Origin of the sequence: Chryseobacterium fluminis, from assembly GCF_026314945.1 — a bacterium.
GTDB lineage: Bacteria > Bacteroidota > Bacteroidia > Flavobacteriales > Weeksellaceae > Chryseobacterium > Chryseobacterium fluminis.
The window spans coordinates 4970701-4992742 of sequence record NZ_CP111121.1; the positions used below are offsets into that span (position 1 = coordinate 4970701).

At 33.3% G+C, this 22042-nt stretch carries 16 protein-coding genes and 2 pseudogenes; 16 read left to right on the forward strand and 2 right to left on the reverse strand.

What is annotated here, in order from left to right:
- Nucleotides 1-75: 75 nt before the first annotated feature.
- Entirely contained in the window at nt 76-453 is a 378-nt protein-coding gene (locus ODZ84_RS22640) for a hypothetical protein (protein WP_266174793.1), read from the forward strand.
- 433 nt (nt 454-886) lie between these two features.
- Here the strand turns inward: ODZ84_RS22640 and ODZ84_RS22645 are convergent, their stop codons facing one another.
- The gene (locus ODZ84_RS22645; protein WP_266174795.1) at nt 887-1798 is read right to left on the reverse strand and encodes a YihY/virulence factor BrkB family protein; all 912 of its coding nucleotides are present in this window, start codon (nt 1796-1798) and stop codon (nt 887-889) included.
- Nucleotides 1799-2092: 294 nt separating this feature from the next.
- Here ODZ84_RS22645 and ODZ84_RS22650 point away from each other — a divergent pair, with 294 nt between their 5' ends.
- The 5 genes and pseudogenes from ODZ84_RS22650 to ODZ84_RS22670 all read left to right on the forward strand — a co-directional run bounded on the left by ODZ84_RS22650 (nt 2093) and on the right by ODZ84_RS22670 (nt 6976).
- Nucleotides 2093-2227: a hypothetical protein gene (locus tag ODZ84_RS22650; protein WP_266174796.1), complete on the forward strand. Its 135-nt coding sequence runs from the start codon at nt 2093-2095 to the stop codon at nt 2225-2227.
- 124 nt (nt 2228-2351) lie between these two features.
- Nucleotides 2352-3511, forward strand: a protein-coding gene (locus ODZ84_RS22655; RefSeq protein ID WP_266174797.1) for an IS3 family transposase whose coding sequence is annotated in 2 segments (ribosomal slippage) — nt 2352-2619 and nt 2619-3511 — 1161 coding nt in all. Because the reading frame shifts where the segments join, the coding sequence is not laid out codon by codon here.
- Between the two features lie 249 nt (nt 3512-3760).
- Nucleotides 3761-4876, forward strand: coding sequence for an alpha/beta hydrolase (locus tag ODZ84_RS22660; protein WP_266174799.1), 1116 nt, complete (start codon nt 3761-3763; stop codon nt 4874-4876).
- A gap of 845 nt (nt 4877-5721) precedes the next feature.
- Nucleotides 5722-6389 (forward strand): annotated as a pseudogene (locus ODZ84_RS23775) (IS256 family transposase); the annotation flags it as partial.
- 56 nt (nt 6390-6445) lie between these two features.
- Complete coding sequence (locus ODZ84_RS22670; protein WP_266174800.1) at nt 6446-6976, forward strand: DUF421 domain-containing protein; 531 nt, start codon at nt 6446-6448, stop codon at nt 6974-6976.
- Between the two features lie 361 nt (nt 6977-7337).
- Here ODZ84_RS22670 and ODZ84_RS22675 read toward each other — a convergent pair whose 3' ends face one another.
- A complete protein-coding gene (locus ODZ84_RS22675; RefSeq protein WP_266174802.1) occupies nt 7338-7610 on the reverse strand; it encodes a hypothetical protein in 273 nt (90 codons plus the stop codon).
- A 426-nt stretch (nt 7611-8036) separates the two neighbouring features.
- Between ODZ84_RS22675 and ODZ84_RS22680 the strand changes: the two genes are divergently transcribed.
- From ODZ84_RS22680 to ODZ84_RS22725, 10 genes and pseudogenes are all read left to right on the forward strand, one after another.
- Nucleotides 8037-8186: a hypothetical protein gene (locus ODZ84_RS22680; protein ID WP_266174803.1), complete on the forward strand. Its 150-nt coding sequence runs from the start codon at nt 8037-8039 to the stop codon at nt 8184-8186.
- A gap of 864 nt (nt 8187-9050) precedes the next feature.
- Nucleotides 9051-9761, forward strand: a complete 711-nt coding sequence (locus tag ODZ84_RS22685) for a T9SS type A sorting domain-containing protein (RefSeq protein WP_266174805.1) — start codon at nt 9051-9053, stop codon at nt 9759-9761.
- A 4741-nt stretch (nt 9762-14502) separates the two neighbouring features.
- Entirely contained in the window at nt 14503-15057 is a 555-nt protein-coding gene (locus tag ODZ84_RS22690; RefSeq protein ID WP_266174808.1) for a LemA family protein, read from the forward strand.
- Between the two features lie 9 nt (nt 15058-15066).
- A complete protein-coding gene (locus ODZ84_RS22695; RefSeq protein WP_266174810.1) occupies nt 15067-16209 on the forward strand; it encodes a glycosyltransferase family 4 protein in 1143 nt (380 codons plus the stop codon).
- A gap of 4 nt (nt 16210-16213) precedes the next feature.
- The gene (locus ODZ84_RS22700; protein ID WP_266174812.1) at nt 16214-17128 is read left to right on the forward strand and encodes a hypothetical protein; all 915 of its coding nucleotides are present in this window, start codon (nt 16214-16216) and stop codon (nt 17126-17128) included.
- A gap of 10 nt (nt 17129-17138) precedes the next feature.
- Complete coding sequence (locus ODZ84_RS22705) at nt 17139-17510, forward strand: hypothetical protein (RefSeq protein WP_266174813.1); 372 nt, start codon at nt 17139-17141, stop codon at nt 17508-17510.
- Nucleotides 17511-17516: 6 nt separating this feature from the next.
- Complete coding sequence (locus ODZ84_RS22710) at nt 17517-18620, forward strand: glycosyltransferase family 4 protein (RefSeq protein ID WP_266174814.1); 1104 nt, start codon at nt 17517-17519, stop codon at nt 18618-18620.
- Nucleotides 18617-19228: a hypothetical protein gene (locus ODZ84_RS22715; protein ID WP_266174816.1), complete on the forward strand. Its 612-nt coding sequence runs from the start codon at nt 18617-18619 to the stop codon at nt 19226-19228. The genes ODZ84_RS22710 and ODZ84_RS22715 overlap by 4 nt, the downstream gene beginning before the upstream one ends.
- A complete protein-coding gene (locus ODZ84_RS22720) occupies nt 19225-20055 on the forward strand; it encodes a hypothetical protein (protein ID WP_266174817.1) in 831 nt (276 codons plus the stop codon). Before ODZ84_RS22715 ends, ODZ84_RS22720 begins: the two co-directional genes overlap by 4 nt.
- A gap of 607 nt (nt 20056-20662) precedes the next feature.
- Nucleotides 20663-21775 (forward strand): annotated as a pseudogene (locus tag ODZ84_RS22725) (IS3 family transposase).
- Nucleotides 21776-22042: the final 267 nt, after the last annotated feature.

Consider the following 22042-nt stretch of genomic DNA (forward strand, 5'->3'; position numbering starts at 1 on the left):
TGAAATATATCCTTCACTTTGGCAATACTTTTTTTTACTGATAAAAGATAAACTAAGTCTCAAAAAATGATAATAATGGAAATAAAAAGGATTGGCTTTATCATTAAAGATCTATTAGAATTAATAAAATTATCTTCCTTAAATATTGGTTTATATCAAACTACAAGTTCGTGCCATTTATATAAAATGAAACTTACATTTGAAGAATTTATTGATGATAATGGTTATAGTTATGAAGAAATTTTGCATGTTTTTAAGAACTTAAATATTCAAACATCTGAAGTGATTAGATATTCGGAAAATGGTAGAGATTATTTAGAAATAGCACCTTTCTCTACCGGAGTGAAATTTAATCATAAAGATTGTTTAATAGAATTTGAAATAAGAGATTATTGGTTAAGAAAATTATTAAAAGGTGAGTTAATAATTGATTATCATAAATTAATAATATAACAGAACGATGCCTTCTGCTTGGAAGTATTGAATAAAGCGATAGTCTTCCTTAGTATTCTTGTAAGCATTATTTACAATATGCCTGATTATTTAGGAAATAAAAGCTCCAGCTGAAAGCTGAAGCTTAATACAAATGATGAAAAATAATTTATTACTAAGAATAAATACATAGTAATTAATTCATTATAAATATAATAAAACAAATTAACATATTAGTTATAAGTTGATGTCTAATAGATCTAATAAAACATACATTTTGATAGCGATTCCTAGTCCTCGTTAGACTTCTGATATATTGGTTCGCTCATTGCTCAGTTGAACGGCTTTGGTCTTAAGAGCTGGATCATAAACTGTGGTATCCGAATGGATTACTAAATCATTGTATCGTTCGCGGTTGTATTTTCTGTTTTATACAAGGGTTCAGCACCAGATACTACCTCTTTCGCATCTTCTTGCGCAACAGTCTGAGGGCTCCATCTTGCATGTTTTGAAGGCTTAAGTTTATGGCCCATTGTTTTGGTGTATACTTTGGTGATTCTGCACCGAAAAAGATAATCTGAAAGCTGTAATTGATCCAGAGAAGCAGTAAAATAATGGTTCCTGCCGTACCGAAAGACGAGCTGGGATTGAACTTATCGAAATAAAATGTCAGGATATATTTTCCCAGCGTAAAAAGTGCTGCTGTTACCACTGCTCCTACCCAGACTGATTTCCACTGTAGCTCAACATCCGGGAGGATTTTGAACATGGCTGCAAAAAGGAAAAGTGTAACTAGCAGGCCCACCACAATGTTGATGATGTTTACAAAAATCAGGGTTTCAAGGCCGAAACGGCGGATAACCCAATCATTGGCGAGGCCAATAAAAGAACTTAAAAGCAGGGTAATCAGCAGAAGAAATGCAATGACAACGATCATTCCCAGCGAATTTGCGCGATCGAGAAGGTATTTTTCCCACGCTTTTTTAGGAGCCGCCGTCACATCCCACAGCTTATTGAGGGATTTCTGAAACTGAAAAAACAATGAGGTGGCACCAAAGACCAATGTAACGACCCCGATAATTTTCATGACCACGTTCTTTTTATCTACCATTCCTCCTATAACCATCTCTTCCATGCTCTTTCCGACATCTTTGCCCATCATGCTTCCTATGAGTTTTGTAATTTCGCCACGTACGGCCTCCTCGCCGAAAAAAATCCCTGTAATCCAGATCACGATAATCAGAAGACCCGGGATTGAAAAAATTGCGCTGTATGCCAGGCTGGCTGCTTCTGTTCCTAAATCCCTTGCACTCCAGTCTTTATAGGTTCCTTTAAGTATTCCCCAAAAATTGTTTAATATTTTCATAATTTATTTTTTGATTATGTAGCCGGCAACAGTTTAATATGACAGGCTGCCGCCAGTATTTTTTAACAACTTCAAATTCCGTACCCGCATAAGGAAAGCACAGGATGATTTTTGGCGCAGTCCTAAAAAAGCAGTTAAAAATCAACTTTCCAAAATAGTTGTATCGTTGTAAAGAGATTATTGAACTTCATGGCGGTATAATTGAGATAGAAAGTTCCGAGAATAAAGAAGCTACATGTTCATTTGTTTACCACTGGATGGGCAGAAGCTTAGCAATTGAATATCAGAAATAAAATGAAAAATATAAATATATTAATTTGTCATGATGATCAAGGGAATCTAGATATCTTGGCTCTTCTGTTTGAATTAGAAGAATATACTGTCAGCAAAGAAAATGAAAGTACAAAGCTTATGGAAAAATTAAAGTAGACTGCCCTGATATCCTTATCTTGGACATGTGGATGCCCAAACTATATGGTGATGAAATTATAAGGATTGGATATACTAACTTAGCGTCCAGTAGAAGTTAAGCATAAAACCTTAATTTTAACGTATGAAAAAAGAGCGAAAAATTTATGATCCAGCTCTTAAGACCAAAGCCGTTCAACTAAGCAATGAGCGAACTAATATCTCAGAACTCGCACGAGAACTCGGAATCGCAGTTACACTACTCTACAAATGGCGTAAGGAGTACGAAGAATTTGGACAAGGCAGCTTTCCGGGGAATGGGAATTTAAAACTAACACCCGAACAGGAAAAAATCCACGAATTGGAGAAAAAGCTTAAGGATGCAGAACTGGAACGTGATATATTAAAAAAAGCAATCGGCATCTTCTCCCAGAGCGGTCGATGAAATATGAATTTATAAAAAATAATGAATCCATATTCCCGATTGAAAAGATGTGTTATGTTTTAAAATTGAGTTCCAGCGGTTATTATAAATGGAAAAACAGATCTTTTAGCAAGAAATTGCTTTTGAAAGAAAAAATAAAAGAGCAGATAACTTCAATTTATTTTTCATCAAAACAACGCTACCGTAGTCCCAGAATTAGGTTTGAATTAAATTCATTAGGATATAAAATATCCCGAATCACTGTTGCAAAATATATGAAGGAGCTGGGTTTGAGAAGTAAGCTAAGTAAGAAATTTAAAGTGACAACCAATTTAAAACACAATTATTTAGTAGTAGAAAACCTGTTGAACCGGAATTTCATTGCAGAGAAACCTGTGCAGGCTTGGGTTTCAGACATTACTTATATTCAGACCAAGGAAGGATTTTTATACCTCACAACAGTCATTGATTTATATGACCAAAAAATAATCGGATGGAGTTTGAGTAATGGGATGAGCACCGAAGAAACAAGCCTTGCAGCTTGGAAAATGGCTGTTGGAAATAGAAAAATAGCAGATGGATTAATTTTCCATTCTGACCGGGGCATCCAGTATGCGAGCAGGAAATTTACAAATACTTTGAAATTTTATGAAGTAACAAGAAGTATGAGTCGCAAAGGAAATTGCTGGGATAATGCGGTAGCTGAGAGCTTTTTCAAATCGCTAAAAACAGAACTTATTTATGGAAACAAGCTTATTACAAAAGAAAAGATGAAACTGGAAATCTTTGAATACATCGAAGTCTGGTACAATAAAAAAAGACGTCACAGCACTCTGAATTACCAAACAATAGAAGAATTTAACAATCAAAACAAAATGTAGCTTAACTGATACTGGAATTTTTATTTGCATATCCAGTGATATCAAAATAAATTCGTGCGATATATCGGTAATAGACATAAAATATAGTTAATGGTTCAACTGTTCCAACTGTTGGTGATTTATATTTATAAGGTAATAAACCACATGGCATATAATTAGATGGGAATGATATAATTATTTTAATTCTTGAATTTTATGAATTAATATTTAAGAATACTGAAATAGCAATCACTTACATAATATTTCAATATGAAAAACAAAATTTTTACATGGTCTATTGCTATGTGTGCATTAACAATCACAGCATCTTGCAATAACAAAAACGAATCTAAACAAACCTCAGATTCTTCAGGCGCAGATTCTTCAAAAGTATCTTTTGTAAAGCCTGTAGGAACTGCACCGAATTGGGGGAAAACTATGACACCTGAAATGCTGGCAGTAATAGAGAAACTATCAAGTTATGGCGATAAACCAATTGAAAACTTAACCCCTGCAGAAGCGAGAAAGAACCATACACCGACGGATGCAGTAATGGATATTGTTAAAGAAAACAAAATTAATATGCCAGCGCCTAAGGTAGATACCACCGGTACTAATATAAACGTGGCAGGAGGAAAAATCCATCTTAGGATCTATACACCAAAAACAGGCAATGGACCATTTCCTGTGATTGTCTATTATCACGGTGGAGGATTTGTAATAGCAGACCTTGATGTATACAACGCGTCTGCACAAGGACTCTCAGAAAAGACTGGTGCTATTGTTGTTTCCGTTGCCTATCGTTTAGCTCCGGAAAATAAATTTCCTACAGCACATAATGATGCTTTTGCTGCTTATCAGTGGGTATTAAATAATATTGCAGGCAAAAAAGGTAATCCGAAAAAAATTGCTGTCGTAGGGGAGAGTGCCGGTGGTAACCTTGCAGCTAATGTTTCGATTATGGCAAGAGATAGAAAGATTATCGTTCCTTTACATCAGATATTGGTTTATCCAATAGCTCAATCTGATATGAGTACAAAGTCGTATCAACAGTATGCTGCTTCGAAGCCATTGAATAAGCCCATGATGGAATGGTTCACAAAGCATTATCTCAATAACATGGATGAAGCGAAAGATCCACGTATTTCACTCATTAATGCTAATCTTAAAGGTTTACCTGCTACAACCATCATTACTGCTGAAATTGATCCTTTAAATGAAGATGGTAAAATGCTTGCCGCCAAATTATCTGCTGCAGGTGTAAAGGTAGAGAGTAAGAATTATGCAGGCGTTACGCATGAATTCTTTGGTATGGCAATTATAGTTCCTGAAGCTATGGACGCGCAGTTTTTTGCCGCTGATAAATTAAGATCTGCTTTTAAATAGATCAATCATATTGTTAAAAAAACGGATCGTAGAATACTTACGATCCGTTTTTATGTAACTATCGATTCTCTAGATGGTGTAAGAAGATGGACCAAGGCTTTATATGAGAATATACAAGATTAAAATATCTCTACATTTGGGATAAATCTTCAAAGTTATATTCAGCTTTTCTTTTGCTGAAGAGACACTTGTAAATACTACTTTCCCGACTAATAAGTTATATCCTTAAATTCAAATTATGAAAGCTCTAAAAATAATATCTATCCTATCTTTTTTATTTACAATGGGACTTCACCAACACACTTCATACATATTAATAATGTTGTCGCTAAATATATATTCCTTTATTGAAAGTGTAACCGTGTTTTCATCTATATTAAATTGGGACGGATTTTTATTTTCAGTATTAACTATCTTAACATTTATTATTTTTATTAAATGCAGAGGATTTCAAGAACGATACCTCCAACTATTTTGTTTTTTTGCTTTAATCGTTGCCGGTTTATTATTAACGGGAACTGAAAATTCTGAGAATTTCAAAAGGATTGATATCTACTTTCTTTTACCATTTTCATTCTTTATTATCAGTTCAATAATTATAATTTTAGCAAACTTTAGGCTAATTTTAACCCGTATGAAAAAGAATTGAAGGGCACTTTAATGGTTGGCTGCAGATAGTATTTACAAAACAGTTGAAGGTGCAATATGGCAACAAATCGAAGATATTCAAGTTTCTTACATTGAACAATCACCTAAAGTCTTTATTTATGAAAATGATTGTGTAATTTTTATGAGAGTAAATGGAGTAAAACGTTACGTAAAAGTGAGACGCTTAAAGTAATTAAGTTCAAAAAACAATTTATTTAGTGGTAGGTCTGAATCGTGAAGGAAATAAAGAAGTTCTCGTGATGTGGCTGGGCAAGAACGAAAGTTCGAGTTTCTGGATGGATGTTTTAACGGATCTTAAAGCGCGTGGTGTGGAAGGTATACTCATTACAGCAACGGATAATTTAAATGGATTTACCCAAACTATACGCAGTGTTCTTTCTAAGGCTCAGACGCAAATCTATATAGTTCATCAAATCAGAAATGCCTGCAAATATGTGTGGTTTGGAAGGACAGAAAAGAGTTTTCTGCCGATATAGAACAGATTTATACATCTCCCACAAAACAGGCAGCAGAAGCTACTTTGGGGGATTTTGCAGAAAAATGGGAGTAAAAATAATCATACGCTATCAAATCATGGAGGATAATTGGGATGAATTGACTGTATTTTTTGACTTTCAATTAGAAATCCGCAAAATATTTTACACCCCAATTTAGTTGAAAATCTAAACGCCAAAATTCGAAAATACACCAAAAACAAAATGTCTTTTCCTATTGGTGATGCTGTTTTGAAATCTGTTTACCTTGCTTTAAAAGAAGCTATAAAAAAATGATTAATGCCTATCCGAAATTGTGGGATTGTTCTCACCAATTTATGCTTATTTTTGAAGAAAGGCTCGGATTATAAATCCAAGCCGTAACTTTTAACTTACACACTTTCTGGGAGAGTGTCTAATTTTTTTTATGGAAGAATTATTTTTCAAAGATTGGGAAAGTTTAGGACATGTAGCAATCTCAACATTAGCAGCCTTTGTAACTTTATTCCTTTTTGTAAGAGTTTCAGGAAAGCGTACTTTAGCTAAACTTAACGCATTTGACTTTGTTGTTACTGTTGCACTCGGTTCTACTTTAGCTTATATGATGTTAGGCATGGTTCCGCTTCTTGAAGGAGTAGAAGTGCTTTTTCTAATTATCGCCATGCAATATGTTTTTGCCTGGACCGCCCGATCATCCTGGGGTATTGAGAAACTTGTCAACTCAGTTCCAACAATGCTTTTCTATGATGGACAATTTTTGGATAAATTTATGTCTCGCGAGGCAGTAACACGCGAGGAAATTTTTGCTGCCATCAGAAGTTCAGGAATTGAACACATCAATGACGTTAAAGCAGTTGTAATTGAAATTAACGGACAAATGACTGTAGTTAAAAAATCAGAAGGTATTGGACAGAGCTCATTGGAAAAAATGCCTTTGCATCAGCAAGTCGGAGATTAATTTTTGAATTTCACAATTATCTACGAAAAAATCTGAAAGGAAAATTTTTATTACAAAAAAGAATCCGGATAAGATTATTATTAGTATAATATTTTAAACTTCATTATTTAGTTATGAATTTTTATAACCATAAACCAAATCTAGGCCATCATAAGATATTACAAATAAGAATAACTAAATGTGGATATACGTATAACATTCCAGAATCAGTTAAGCTAACAAAATTATTTCTGCAATAATAAAAAATAATATATGAAAATACCTACACTGCAATCTTAAGGAATTATTATATATCAAAACTAAAATCCGTCTTGATGGCTGGTCTCCAGACGTAGCTTTTTTTATGGGTCAGACATAGAGTTTAATTTTTAATAAGCCTACCATATTCACTTTGGCTAAGAGCTTCCATAAATTTAATATATTCTTTAAAGTTACTTATTTTTACATGCGTAATTGTTAAATATTCTTCATCACCCGTCGCAATATAGCTCAAATCCATTGAACTAAAGGACTGGTTTGAAATAGACATCATATATTCAATGACTTTTAATATTTTCACTCCTTGGCAGTGTTGCAATTCAGATTTTTCTTTACCGATGACTACAGGAATTGCTTTTACATTAATTATATTCATATTACCATTATTAAAGATGAAAAGTAAACGTTGATTAGTACAAAATAATAATTATAAAAGCCACTTCAATCGAAATGGCTTCTTAAAATTTGAATAAGTTATTTTTTGCTCTAAATATATTTTTCAAAAATTGTACCATTCATTGCAATTTAAATAATCTCAAAAAACGATAACTATGGCAGAAATTCAAAGAAATAGTATTGGTCTTTCAAGAGAATATTTTGTAGCAGCAGAACTGCTTTGAAGAGGATTTAGTGTAGGAATTGCAATGGGAAATGCAAAATCAATCGATATTCTTTCAGAAAAAGATAAAAAACAATTTCTTATTCAAGTTAAAGCTATTTTCAAAAGGACAAATATAGAATGCCCATTAATGAAGGATAAAATTAACTTGGGCCACTAATATATTTGTAAATCTTAATGGAGATGGCACCTGCGGATTTTTATATTGCTACAGGTAGAGAAGTATATGACAAATGCAAGCAGTATTCAACGAGAGGCATTGTGGATCTTTCATCATTAAATGGTGATGAATTCCTAAGTAATTGGAAAAAACTTGAAGTAGACTCTTTCTAAAATCTAAAAACCATGGAAAATTTAATTAAGGCATTACAAATATTTCTAAAATATAAAAACTACTTATTGTGACCATGATACCGTGATTATATATGATATTGATTTTGATGAAGTTACTTTAGCAGATCGAGAACAACTAATTAAATTAGGTATTTCGGTCTGAAGATGAATGTTGGATGTCATATAGATTTTGAAATTAATCTCACAAGACAATATTTAAAAAAGTTTGCAGCTTAGTTCCCGAATAACATAATTAGATATAGCTTACCATGGATCCGGGGAAGCTATCCAGCTGAGATTATTTTCTATAAAATAAACAGAATAAGTATTCTACTTGTAATTATTTTTGTGAAGTTTCATGATGCGCCGATTCTCGTATTAGATAGATTTTATGAGTTGTCAAGCTGCCAATCCTGCAGAAAATATCATCTTGTAAAAATTAACCGGGTTAAAACTAATTATCTGATCAGATCCTAATAGTTTGCTCCAGAGATTTGTATGTCATAAAAAAAATCGGATTCAAAATTCATACCTTAAACTTATGCTATGTAAATACAAATAAATTATGGCTAATGAATAATTTAAGAATGGAAAAAAATCTACTTTTATGTAATTTTCTAACCTTTTTAAACTCATAAGACAGAGATTATCAGAATTGTGTACTAACAAAGTTAGCAACTCTTGTTGATTTTAAATTACTGAAATATCTCGAAATGCTTAAATATTTTAAGTCATCAGAATAGCATTTAATTTTAATAGTAACCCCTGGTGTAATAACTCTGATTCTTCGGGATAATCATAAGCAATATTTCAGTTATTACCTGGCACATTAATTGTTTAATTTGACTTAAAAATTTTAGAAAAATGAAAAAAATTTACACGCTTATCTTTATCACTATTAATGCATTATTATTTTCCCAACTTATCAATCCTCAGCAACTGTTGAATAAAGACTGGCGTCTGGAGAAAATCGTAAAATCCGGTGTAGAAATGTTGCCACCCCCGCCGATAACAGTCCTAACATCAAACCTGAGCTATATTAGCTCACTGGATAAATACAGTTTCAATCCCAGATATTATAATTCCGGCAACTGCCTGCTCACTTTTACATCGGGCGAGAATGCTTTTACCTTTAGTTATTCACAAGTACCTTTTGTCTATTCTGGGGACAATGCAGATGCTGTTAATAATTATGATGAGATGATGTTAGATTTTTTCCTTGATTACAGTATGCAGAAGTACTTCTATGACTATGGTGAAGCTGCGGGCATCTATTTTCTGACCATCACCAATCCAGCGGGAGACAAAATGTATTTTAAAAGTCTGCTATCACTTTCCACGACAGAACTGACAGTTGAACAGCTGAAGTTGTATCCTAATCCAGTAACTGACTTTATAGCAATTAATGCTCAACAAAAAATTATGTCTGTCCAAATTACTGATGTTTCTGGAAAAGTTATCTTGACCGATTACCCGATGAAAAAGCAGGTAAGACTCAACGTACAGGAATTGCTGGTTGGAGTCTACTACATTTCGATTAATAATGAGAAGACATATCGTTTTATCAAAAAATAAGTTAAAGTTAGCTTACGATAAAAAGATTTAGTTATTTGATTTTTTATAAAAAACAGGATAAATTGGAAAAAACCTACAAATTTAACGATAGTCTTCCTTAATATTCTTGTAAGCATTATTTACAATATGCCTGGTTATTTAGAAAATAAAAGCTCCAGCTCAAAACTGGAGCTTAATACAAATGATGAAAAATAATTTATTACTAAGAATAAATACATAGTAATTAATTCATTATAAATATAGTAAAACAAATTAATATAGGCTCAGTGCATTCAAATAATTGCAGGAAAATTATTTCAAGTGTTTTTTTTGTTTATCTGGGACTTTTCCTCTTATTGTCAATTTTTAAAGAGGTTTGAGATTACTTTAATGCAGTTATAATAACCTGTCGTATCCATAAGTTATTTTTTTCTTTATTTGCTTTAACTCGTTCTATGAAAACTTATAAATTTTTCTATTATTTTTTTATTACTTATAATAAGGAGTTAAAGTTAAAACTTAGGTAACGAAAAGATTAATTAACTGGAAATAGTATAAAATCGCAAAAAATGATCATCATTAATAGATGCTTGCAAAGCTTTTATATTAAAAGATCGACGATATAGTTGTTACTTACAAATTGAAAAATAAATATACTCGAGATTTAAGGTTTTTTATACTAATCCTAGTATTTTTTGCAATGGTTGTTTATTTAATATCAATTGGCACGAAAGAATATAATAGCAAAAATAAAGTTTTAGACTACGAATTGAATTTCGAAGGTAATGTGATTGACATTAGTGAGCCAAATAACGATGCATTTGGCATAATAACCTTACGCCTCACTAAAAGTAGTGCTTAAAATTTCAATAAAATTTTAAACGAAGGAATTTATCCCTATGGATATGCAAATAGATATTCCAGTATCAGTTAAGCTACATTTTGATAGCAATTCCGAGTTCTTGTGCGAGTTCTGAGATATTAGTTCGCTCATTGCTCAGTTGAACGGCTTTGATTTTAAAAGCTGGATCGTATATTTTTCGCTCTCGTTCCATAGTTAAATTAAGGTTTTATGCTTAATTTTTACTGGACGCTAAGTTAGTATATCCATAATATTTATAACTACAGCTATTGTTAAAATGATAGTAAACATTTTAATACATCTTTTATTATCCAAAGAGAATTTTTTATTATTAATCATATTTTTTTTGAAATATAATTACTGTTTTTTAATAATTCAAAGATATTAATTTAATTTTCAGTAAAACTGAAGATTTTGAAATAGTTTTTGGGGAAGATTACAAAGGAGTTCAAGTATTCACAGGTTTTCTATATTAATTAATCAAATTAATTTCCATAGCCTGATGAGGTTTTGGGTTGTAATAAATAAGAGTATACTGATGTTTATTTAAAAAAGAGAAAATCTCCAGTTTTGAACTGGAGATTAAAAACACAAATGATGAAAAAAAATTATTAACAGATATTGACTATCTATTAATTTTATTCATGTCAAAGATAATAAAATGAATTGTAATTTAAAACAATTACTTTTATTATTAAGATTTATTTAATGATCGTCTGCATAATGCTAGAGAGACAAACTTATATAGATGTAAGATTGATATATACAATATCTGTAGTCACTATAGTTGATACATTACATTAATTCAATAAAAAGCAGCTACCACTGGAAGCCGTTTGTAAGGCCAATACAAAGATTAATCTTTTAAAATCTTTTGAGAAATAATTTTATTGTTGATAACTCCTGTCACGATACAATTCCTTTTTGCAGTTCTGTAATATCAAGTTTGCCATTGTTGCTTACTAAATTAATTTGTTCTTATAAGCTGTCCTGAATGAGTATAAATTTTTCACATCTTTTACCTCAGTATGAAAAATAATTTCATTATTTTTTACGAGCGAATTTTTTATGAAATTACTAGAGACAGAGCTGTGTGATATCATTTATATTCAATGAGCCTGATGATGACTGGGGGTGGGCGGGGTTTATGTAAAATCGACTGAATTATTGTTTGTATCTTCATCCGTCCTACTGATTAAATTCAAAATGGTATATGAGGAGCAGTTCCTGAACCTTCGTGCTGACCAGCAAGTCCGTATCCTACGAAATCTAAAACATTGGATGCCGTAGGTTCTATAACCATTGTTGCATTACTCGCTAAAGCAACTTTGCCTGAAGTAAGTGCAAGACCTAATCCAACTCCGACGTCAGTCGAGCCATCGAATCCTAAAACAACAGTAACAATAAGATTTGGATTAATTAAATTAATAAGGCCACCAAGACCTTCACCACCTTGCTGAATTAAGTAAGTTTGCTCAGGAGTGAGTGTTATTGATGGAATGTAATAATATTGTGTAAAACTGCCATTCGCAGAACCATTTAGTAATATTACGCCTATTAACGGAGGCAGTAGCAGTTCCTATGTTTTTTAGTTGTATAAATCATTTTTCATGGCCGCACCTAAAATATAACCACCTGTGTGGATTTCATTAATAACGATCTGAGCATTTGTAAATGCTATTATCAAGACAAGTCCGATAAGGGTAAAAATTTTTTTCGTGATAATATAATTTTTTTTGGCTATTGTAATTTATACAAAATAAATACCATATATATAATAATTGGTAGATTTTTGTGTCAATTTTGCACTTAATACAGTTTTAATTTAACTAAATCATGATCACGCTATCAAAGTAAATCTGTGAAAATTACGGAATATTTCATGATACAAGAGAACTGTATAACGATCTTGGAAAAGTACAGCCGAGTTACTGTAATTGTCAATTCTCCAGCAGGTACTAATGAAAATTTAATGTTGAAAATCATCTTCCTGATGCCCCTCATTCCTATGTCGGCTTTTATCCGATAATTGAGAAATTGAAATTTATGATTATTTTAATCGATTATACTTCGGAGACTTCATTTGCAACTTCGTACAAAGTAAATTGTTAAAAGCTATGGTGAAATAACTCAAATAAAGTTAATAGAATAATTCAGGCCAGATGAAAAATTATTATCATACATATATATATCATACTTCCTTATTATCAATTCAATACATTGTATAAAAAGTGTGATTGAATTTGAAGCAATTACCTCTGCACCGATTCAATGGGTTTTAATATAAAAAAACATACAGCCATCTCAAATGAGATGGCTGAACGAAATTTGAATTACTATTATTTGTGTTGTATTGATATGTTTTAGTGAATCAAAAAATGTACCAAATTCATAAATTATTGAATATTATTTAAATTAGATGTATGTATTGCTCCTGATATGATTCTTTAGGAAAATTTTCGAGCTGTCCAGATAAATAACAACTAATCTCTACATATATTTACGGTAGAATAGACCATTGTTGATCTATAAATTAAAATACTTACGAATTTGTAATAAGGGAAATATAGATCTGATATAAACTGGAAAAAAAAAGATAGGATAGGAACATACCGTGAAAATAGATAATGTTATGGTTGATTTATACGGTAATTTAATTAATGTAGAATCCGTTTGGCGATTAATTCTTTTGAAATATAAAGTCGACTATAGTCAGCAACTATATTTCTTACGACCTGTATCCAGAGATTCTGGTACTGATCATAATTCTGAATACAATTGATCAATTTAAATCTCTCATTTCTACGCCAAAATTCGGCCTGTCCAATAAAAGGATCGAATGACATCGAGATTACCAACCAACAGGGATTACTGATTACTACTAAAATACTATCTGCAATCACCGCAACTGAGAAAGCCGTTTATGATAATGATTGTCTGTAATTTATAAATATAAGTCAGAACATTGCTCCTGACAGGTTGTCCATCTTACACTCAAAGATACCCTAATTAATTCAGCATCAAAAATACTGATCTGGGGCTGGAGAGCAGTCAGCGGAATTTTTTCAGACCAAAACAGCAATAAATAATAAGAGTCATATCGATAATAAATTGAAAGAAACTTTTATTGATCTACCTGAATTAAAATAGAAGAGGAACTTGAGATTTCATATTGGAATCTTCAGGAAGAGATAGCCCAGCCACCAAAATTATAAAGTGACGCTGATCTCATATCAGCAAAGGACAGGCAGGAAGATCGATGAGTCAGGAATGTAAGAGAGCCATTTCAAATATTGGTTTTTGGCACCTCAGCTAACCATATCTTCCATCATTGAAATCAGATTGTTCATATTTTTTCATTGTATTTGAAATCAACAATTATTCTGACCAACAATACATTAACGGAACAAATGGTCCCGTTCTTTCAATCAAGATTTTTGATTCATCATTTTTGTCAGGAAATGCAGAACCTATCAGTAGCGTATCTCCATAATCGCCCCAAAACATTTTTTTGTTTTAAATGATATAAAAGTTCATTCTTATAATTACTCTTTAATTTAGAATATTTCTTGTAAATTTCAAATTGTAAAATGTTGGCTTGCTGATGCTGTGTTCCCGGCAAATCTCATTCACTGTTTTAATAGATTTTAGTTTAGAAAGAATCTTTAAATCTGGCGTTCTGAAAATTTACTGTTTTTTCATTGTCCTCCAAATTTAAAAACTATCTCCTTAAATGTTCAGCTTTTGTGGGAAAATTAAAGATTGTCTTTTGTAGACCATATAATTTCAGACTTTTATATCTTAAACTCATTTTGTATCATGAATCTTGTAGACTAAAAAGAATTTCCAACATTTTTCTTTTCATTTTGGTATTTTTTTTAACTTGTAAAAAAATAAATAATGATTACAATCGGAATTATCGTTGCCATTTTGGCTATTGCTATCATTTGGGCAATCTCGGTTTACAACGGATTGGTAAATAAAAGAGTCAATGTGCAGGAGGGGTGGAGCTCTATAGACGTGTTTCTGAAAAAGAGAAATGATTTGGTTCCCAATCTTGTAGAGACGGTGAAAGGTTATGCTTCACACGAATCGTCTGTTTTGCAAAATGTTGTGGAAGCCAGAAATCTTTCCGGCAAAGCGCAAAGCGCAAAAGAACAGGGTGTAGCGGAATCTACGATGCAAAATGCAATGATGAATCTATTTGCGGTGGCAGAAAACTATCCGGACTTGAAAGCCAACAGTAATTTCATCTCTCTTCAGCAGGATTTGAACGCCCTTGAAGATGATATCGAAATGGCGAGAAGATATTACAACGGAACAGTAAAGGAAAATAATGTTGCGATCGAGGTTTTCCCTTCCAACATGATTGCAAATACCTTCAAATTTGAGAAAGCGGAATTTTTTGAAATTCAAAATGTGAGCGAACGCGAGGTGGCCCAAGTTAAGTTCTAACTTCTGATAATGAGATCCTATTATGCCAGTTTTGATGCTTTCCCTACCAGCAAGGGTGCATCTACGCACATTGATCACAGTTTGCAGGCGCTCTCCGAAATTGCGGATAAAGTAGATGTATTTTGTCTACAAGGTAACTCTGCTATAGATCCCAAACTTGCGGATGATGTAGAAATTCATCCTTTTTTCTACGAAAACGAATCTCAGAATTACCTCGAAAGAGCCCAGCTTTTTTCTGAAAAAGTCTACAGTTGTACGGCACTTTTCAATGAAAAAGGAATCGGGCAGTTTCGTGATATCTGGAGCGGACTAGGAATGATAAAGCAAGCTCATCTTAAAACGGTTTTTGAAGTCAATGCACTGACATCCATAGAATTGCCGGTAAGATTCCCCCTTTTAACGCCTTCTCTAATTGCTGAAATCCAGAACATTGAATTAACCTGTCTTGAAGCCTGCGATCATATTGTTACCCCGTCTGCAGTCACAAAAAAATATCTGATAGAAAAATTTTCTATTGCTAATGACAAAATCTCGGTTATTACAAATGGTGCGGAGGCAGTTTCGCAAACCGAAAAACCGATTGACCTTCCGGCAGAGTATATTGTTTACTTCGGAGCGTTGCAACCTTGGCAGGGATTAGACGTCTTGCTGAAATCTTTCCGCTATCTGAGAGATTACGAACATCTTAAATTGGTCATTTGCTCTTCAGTAAAAGAAAAGGCAACTAGAGCTTATCATAAATTAATTGAAAATCTTGGAATTCAGGACCAGGTTATTTTTAGATATGAACTGGAAAAAGAAGAGCTTTTTGCCATCATCCAACACGCCAAAGCATCTATTGTTCCACTAAAATTTGGAGATAGAAATGTGATCCAGGGCTGTTGCCCTATCAAAATCATAGAATCTATGGCTTGTAAAACGCCCATTATTGTATCAGAACTGCCCGTAACCCAAGAATTGCTGACAGAAGACGAAGCCTACTTTTTCTGGCCGGAAGATGAGCAGGATCTAAGCCGATGCATCCGTTTTGTTTTGGATAATCTGGAATCAGCAAGTACGAAAGCTGAAAAAGCATTCAACAGATTCCAGCAGCAGTTTACCTGGCATCATCACAATGAAAAGTTACAAAAAGTATATCAAAATCTAATGTAAAACTATGGCAGAATATTATAATATCCAGTTGACGACAGAAGATATGGCGCCTATTGAAAGAGCTCATCTGCACCGTGGTTTCAGTTCAAAAAAAACACCTCTGAAATGGATTCGGTTTTTCAGAATGTGTGTTTTACAACGTGAGCTGTCCCTAAAAAAGAGAAAGAAAAAAACCAACACACTTTGGATTTCCTATTTTATTATTGCTGTCGTAATGATCTTTCTGGTTCCAGGATACTGGATTGCCGTGAATATCATTTTATTTGTGGTGGTTTTGGTAATGGATTCCAAAAACCGAAGAGAGTTCAAAAAGAACTATACAGATGGCTATGACTTTTTCTCGGATTACTTTTCCGCTTTGTTTACATTGATAGAAGAAGAGCTTCCACAATTGGGAACGATCCAATTTACAGCGAATGTCAAAGAAACATTGGCAGGAGTAGAACATTTGAAATCAGCTGAGGACGCTATCTTTGAAACACCAGGTTTTATCTCCGGTAAGGAGGAGTTTTATGAAAAAGAAATCGGAAAAGGATATTGTACATTAAAAGATGGCGCAGAAATAAGCTTTAGTTTTGTGGAGAAAGTGAGAAGACGCATTATTAAGAAGAAAGGACTCAGCGGGAAAAGAAAAACGAAAGAGAAATACAAATCTGTCTATCCTTTTATTCTGAAGTTGAAACTTCCGAAATCTATTTATCAGCTAAAAACCAATGTTGATAAAGCTGATATCCAAATAAAAGAAGATGAGTCATTTTATTATATGAAAGCACGTCGGAAGTTTGATGTAAAAGATGAAAATCCGGATGATTACAGTGCTTATCAATACAAGTCCACGCCGTTATTCTCCGTAGAATATTTTTCTTTGGAAGTGGTAAATCTTTTTAATATATGCTACGGCTGCTTTACCTTAAAATAAAACTGAGAGTATGGATCAAAATATAAATTGTCAGGAAAAATTAGGTCTGTTTCTGGTGGACGATTGTCCTGCTGTTGCCATAGAACAATGCGCAAACTGCAACAAAAAAGTATGTAAAAATCATATCTTCCTTCAGAATGAAAATAATAAAAGCCAAAAACTTTGTTTGACGTGTAAAGCCGTTCTGGATCCAAGGCTGACTTCCAAGATTGAATTATACTCGCCGGATCGGCCTGTATGGAGAAAAAAAATGATGAACCGGTTTCATACAGAATATCCATTTCTGGTAACGATGGTAAGCCAGTACGGCGCCTTGTTTGACACGGTTTTGTTCACCGACTTTTCCGATCACTCGGACGATTCATCACCTTTTGACAGTTAAATTTTTATGAAACTGTTGCTGGTTACCCAAAATTATCCGCCGTCCAGAGGCGGTATGGCAGAATCCTGCGGAAGAATTGTCCGGAATCTGAAAAGGAAAGGTTGTGAAATCCACGTCTTACACTTTTCCAACTGGCAGAAACCTTATGTGATAAAGACGGAGACGGGTGGGAACTACAGCGCGCTTGGGATCTATGATACAGAAGAATATACGCTGAATCTGGCGACATTATTCCTGGAAAAGAAAAAGGAGTTTTTGGATGTGGATGCCATTATTGCTTTTGGCGGCTATCTGCCGATGATGTGGACGCCTGTCATCAGTCAGTTTTTTGAGAAACCGCTGTACACCTGTATTCGGGGAAATGATTTTGACGAAGGCTTATTTTCCAAGAAAAGAAACTCACTTCTCTATGCCCTGGAACATTCGGAAGCGATATTGTCTGTCTGTACAGAGAAACAGGAAAAAATGGCCAAACTTTTCCCTTTTAAAAAAGTGTTTTACACGCCCAACGGAATTGATGTTGTTTTCTGGAATCTTAATGACAATGAGAAAAAGAAGGTTGATGAAAGAAGGAAGGTCTTAACGGATAAAAAAGTTATTCTCATTGCAGGACAACTTAAATTCAAGAAAGGAATCCGCCATTTCATCGAGTCTTTTGATCAATTTCATTTCAAAAGTGAATACGAACTCTGGATGATTGGTGATCTGCCCGAAGAAGTTAAACTTTTTATCAATAATTTTGATTTAAATGTTAAACTCTTTCCGTTTGCCTCCAAATATGAGATGCGCAGTTTTTATGCGATGGCAGATGTGGTATGTATCCCGTCTTTGTATGACGGGATGCCTAATGTGTTATTAGAAGCCGGCGCGTCAAAAAAACTGATTATCGCTTCAGAAGTTGGGGGGATTCCGGATGTAATCATGCATAGAAAATCGGGGCTTTTATATCATCCTTTGGAAGCCAATGCACTGCTGGATGTTCTGATTCATTATCATCATCTATCTGAGGATCAAAAGGAATTAATGAAAAACGAAATTTACAACACTATTAATCAAGATTTTACAGAACAAAAAGAAATACAAAACTATTTAAACCTATTCCCATTATGAAAAAAATTACAATCCTGTTTTTAGTGTCTTTTTTAAGTTTAAATTCCTGCAAGAAGGAAGCTCAAACCAGCAATTCTCCAACTACAGAAAAAACAGAAACCAAAGCCGGAAACTACTCTGCGGACTATATTATTTCTAATAAAGAGGGAAAAGAAATCGCTGGTTTTACGGCAAATCCTCCGAAAGTTCAGTTGGGGTCAGAAACCTATACTGCAAAAGAAAAAGAAGATAAAAGAAAATATTACAGCAATGGTACACAACGCTACGAAGTGAAACTGAAAGATGATACATACAAGCTGAGAGATGCCAGTTCCAAACTTCTCTGGAAAGTAAAAACCTATCCGGACAAAATCAAAATTGCTGATAACGAAGAGAACCTGAATCCTTATGAAGTCAAAAATAACAACGGCGTGATCGAAGTTTCTAAAGACGGAAAAGTTATTAATACAATGAAAGTTACTGGCAATCAAATCTCTGTAAACGGACAACCTGCTTACAAAATTTCTAAAACGTCTGATAGTTTTGCATTGGGAATATTAAGTATAGATCAGATTCCGATGGATCAAAGAATATTGCTTCTTACTGAATTTCTTTATCAGAAAAATTGATACTGATTTATGCATATGGTTCAGGATTAGGTCATCTTAAAAGGGTGATCTCTTTTCTGAAACGTCAAAAGTATAATCCGGAAAACTGTATTTTGCTGACCAATGCGAAATTTTCAGATTTTTGGGAATTGGGATGGAATATAATGCAGAAAGAAGATTTGTTTTTTTCTTCTGAAGAATTTTTGTCTTTTATAGAAAATGTAATTTCTGAAAATAATGTCCACACTTTTATGGTAGATGTTTTTCCTACCGGGTTTTATGGTGAATTATCAACATCATTAATCCATTTTCAAGGAGAAAAGATATTGTTATCTAGGATTTTATCAAATTGTTATTTTGAAAAAAATCCTAATATTCTTTATTTTGATCAGATTTTCGTAATGGAAGAGGGAGTAAATCTTTCTCAACTTCACTACGGAAGAATCCGATATCTAGATTATCAGGAAAATATTTCAGAAGAAATTTCTATAACGATTGAACCGTCTTACTTTCTTATTATTCACAGTCAGCCGTTGTCGGAAGTGCTTCATCTTTACAGGCTTGCGAAGATGTACAGAACCAATCAGAAAGTTGTGATTTTGACTGCCACTGTCATTTCGCAAGAAAATATCAAACCTAAAGATTTGGTTTTGTATCAACAAAAACCGTCTCAATCCCTGTTGGATAAAGCAGAGAAAATATTTTCCGGTGCAGGTTTTAATACCTTTCATATGCTCATTCCTTATCACAAAAAGTGGATTTGTAATCCTTTTCCAAGAACATTTGATGACCAATTTCTTAGAAAGGACATTTATTATAAAAAGGTTAAATATTTGCATAAAGATTGAAAAGAACCTCTACTCATCTTCGATAATAACAGAATCTAATGAAATTTGGAAATATACTAAATAGAGAGTTTGACTGTTCCCAGAAGCCGAAAACTTATTGCTTCCAAAATCTCCAGAATACCATATGATTCTTTCGTAGGTTCTATGATATATTGAATCTTGCTTTATTTTCAGAACAAATTAATCGTTTCAAAAGAAGTTATTTTAGATCTTTGGATGAGATGTATAATAGGATTTTTCATGGATCGGACATCAAAATTGCGGATACCATAAAGTTTATAATCATGATTATGAAGAAGTTTTCAAAATCCGGATCAAGCGCTAAACATCTGAAATAAGAAATAAAAATTAATATTAATTTATCCTGGAGAATTGCCCGTGATTAAGATATTCAACAACAGCATTTTAACACCATGGTCATGTGTTTGAACGATGGTGTATCTAGTTTGTTATTGAGAAGGTCTGCCCATTGATATATATTCTAAGTAAAGATTTAGTATTTTAAACCATCAAGCAAGTATAGCGTTTGACCTATTCCCAAAAAACAGGATCACTTAAAAGTGGAGATTTTTCGAGAAATAATTAATTTTAAATAAAGAAAAATCTAATGAAAAAAAGCAGATTTACAGAAAGTCAGATCATTTTTGCATTGAAACAGTCTGAAACGGGAGTAAAAGTTGAAGAAGTTTGTCGTAAAATGGGCATAAGTGAGGCAACTTTTTACAATTGGAAAAAGAAATTCGGAGGTTTAGGTGTTACAGAACTTCGCCGATTACGCCAATTAGAGGAAGAAAATAGTCAACTCAAGAAGTTGGTAGCAGATTTAAGTTTGGATAAGCAGATTCTTCAGGATGTTCTGAAAAAAAAGTTCTAAAGCCAGCTTAAGAAGCGTGAACTGGCGAGAGTTATACAAAATGATTACAGAATTTCTCAGAGACGAAGCTGTCGCTTGATATTTTTACACTCCAGCGTTTATTATTATCACCCACACCGAAGGGATGATACAGCGCTTCGAATGCGACTGATAGAATTATCAAACATTCGTGTTCGCTATGGTATTGAGCGTCTACATGTTTTACTCAGACGTGAGGGCTGGAAAGATAATCAAAAACGTGTTTACAGAATTTATTGTGAAGAAGGGTTAAATCTGAGGCGAAAACTAAACAAAAGAATAAAATCATCAAGATCCCGAGTGCCTACCGATGGTAAAGCCTCTACTTTACATGAATGCTGGAGCATGGACTTTATGAGTGATGCCCTTTTTGACGGGAAGAAGTTCAGGGTTTTAACTTTAGTGGATAATTATAGTCGAAGATCTTTAGAAATCCGCTGTGGAATTTCCATCAAGGGTGAAAATGTTGCAGAGATATTAAAAAGTGTTACCTTTGAACAAGAGGCTTCTCCTAAGCGGATTAAGATTGACAATGGCCCTGAGTTTATTAGTAAAGCATTAGACCGATGGGCTTATGAAAAGAAAATAGAGCTGGAGTTCTCCAGACCGGGAAAACATACTGACAATGCATTTATTGAGAGTTTTAACGGATCATTACGGGATGAGTGTCTTAATGTTAATTGGTTTCTCTCCTTAGAAGATGCGCAGCAAAAATTGGATGCCTGGAGAGAGGATTACAACAGCTACAGACCTCATAGTTCGCTAGGGTATTTAACGCCAAATGAATTCATCAATAACAGTCAGAAAAAACAACTTTCTCTACTTTAGACTGTTCCATATATTGGGGGTAGGTCAATCTCACAAATAGGTGCTTTTGATTTGAAACCTCTTTTTCCAATTGGAATATAAGGTGCAATTTCTAATTCTATTGTATCTTTGCTGAGTACTTGGTACAAGGGATAGGATTTTTTTTGTTTAGCGGCACTAATTTCCTAATCCCTTTTTTTATAGCAAACAACTAATCTATTTTTTTAATAAGTCAAGATCAATTCAATATATATTTTTATTGTAATATCTAGGATTTAACTTTATATT

Coding starts and splice junctions, on each gene's coding strand:
- ODZ84_RS22700 (WP_266174812.1), top strand. CDS start 16,214: ATGGCAGAATATTATAATATCCAGTTGACGACAGAAGATATGGCGCCT.
- ODZ84_RS22650 (WP_266174796.1), top strand. CDS start 2,093: ATGAAAAATATAAATATATTAATTTGTCATGATGATCAAGGGAATCTA.
- ODZ84_RS22675 (WP_266174802.1), bottom strand. CDS start 7,610: ATGAATATAATTAATGTAAAAGCAATTCCTGTAGTCATCGGTAAAGAA.
- ODZ84_RS22710 (WP_266174814.1), top strand. CDS start 17,517: ATGAAACTGTTGCTGGTTACCCAAAATTATCCGCCGTCCAGAGGCGGT.
- ODZ84_RS22685 (WP_266174805.1), top strand. CDS start 9,051: ATGAAAAAAATTTACACGCTTATCTTTATCACTATTAATGCATTATTA.
- ODZ84_RS22645 (WP_266174795.1), bottom strand. CDS start 1,798: ATGAAAATATTAAACAATTTTTGGGGAATACTTAAAGGAACCTATAAA.
- ODZ84_RS22670 (WP_266174800.1), top strand. CDS start 6,446: ATGGAAGAATTATTTTTCAAAGATTGGGAAAGTTTAGGACATGTAGCA.
- ODZ84_RS22640 (WP_266174793.1), top strand. CDS start 76: ATGGAAATAAAAAGGATTGGCTTTATCATTAAAGATCTATTAGAATTA.
- ODZ84_RS22660 (WP_266174799.1), top strand. CDS start 3,761: ATGAAAAACAAAATTTTTACATGGTCTATTGCTATGTGTGCATTAACA.
- ODZ84_RS22680 (WP_266174803.1), top strand. CDS start 8,037: ATGGCACCTGCGGATTTTTATATTGCTACAGGTAGAGAAGTATATGAC.
- ODZ84_RS22690 (WP_266174808.1), top strand. CDS start 14,503: ATGATTACAATCGGAATTATCGTTGCCATTTTGGCTATTGCTATCATT.
- ODZ84_RS22715 (WP_266174816.1), top strand. CDS start 18,617: ATGAAAAAAATTACAATCCTGTTTTTAGTGTCTTTTTTAAGTTTAAAT.
- ODZ84_RS22695 (WP_266174810.1), top strand. CDS start 15,067: ATGAGATCCTATTATGCCAGTTTTGATGCTTTCCCTACCAGCAAGGGT.
- ODZ84_RS22705 (WP_266174813.1), top strand. CDS start 17,139: ATGGATCAAAATATAAATTGTCAGGAAAAATTAGGTCTGTTTCTGGTG.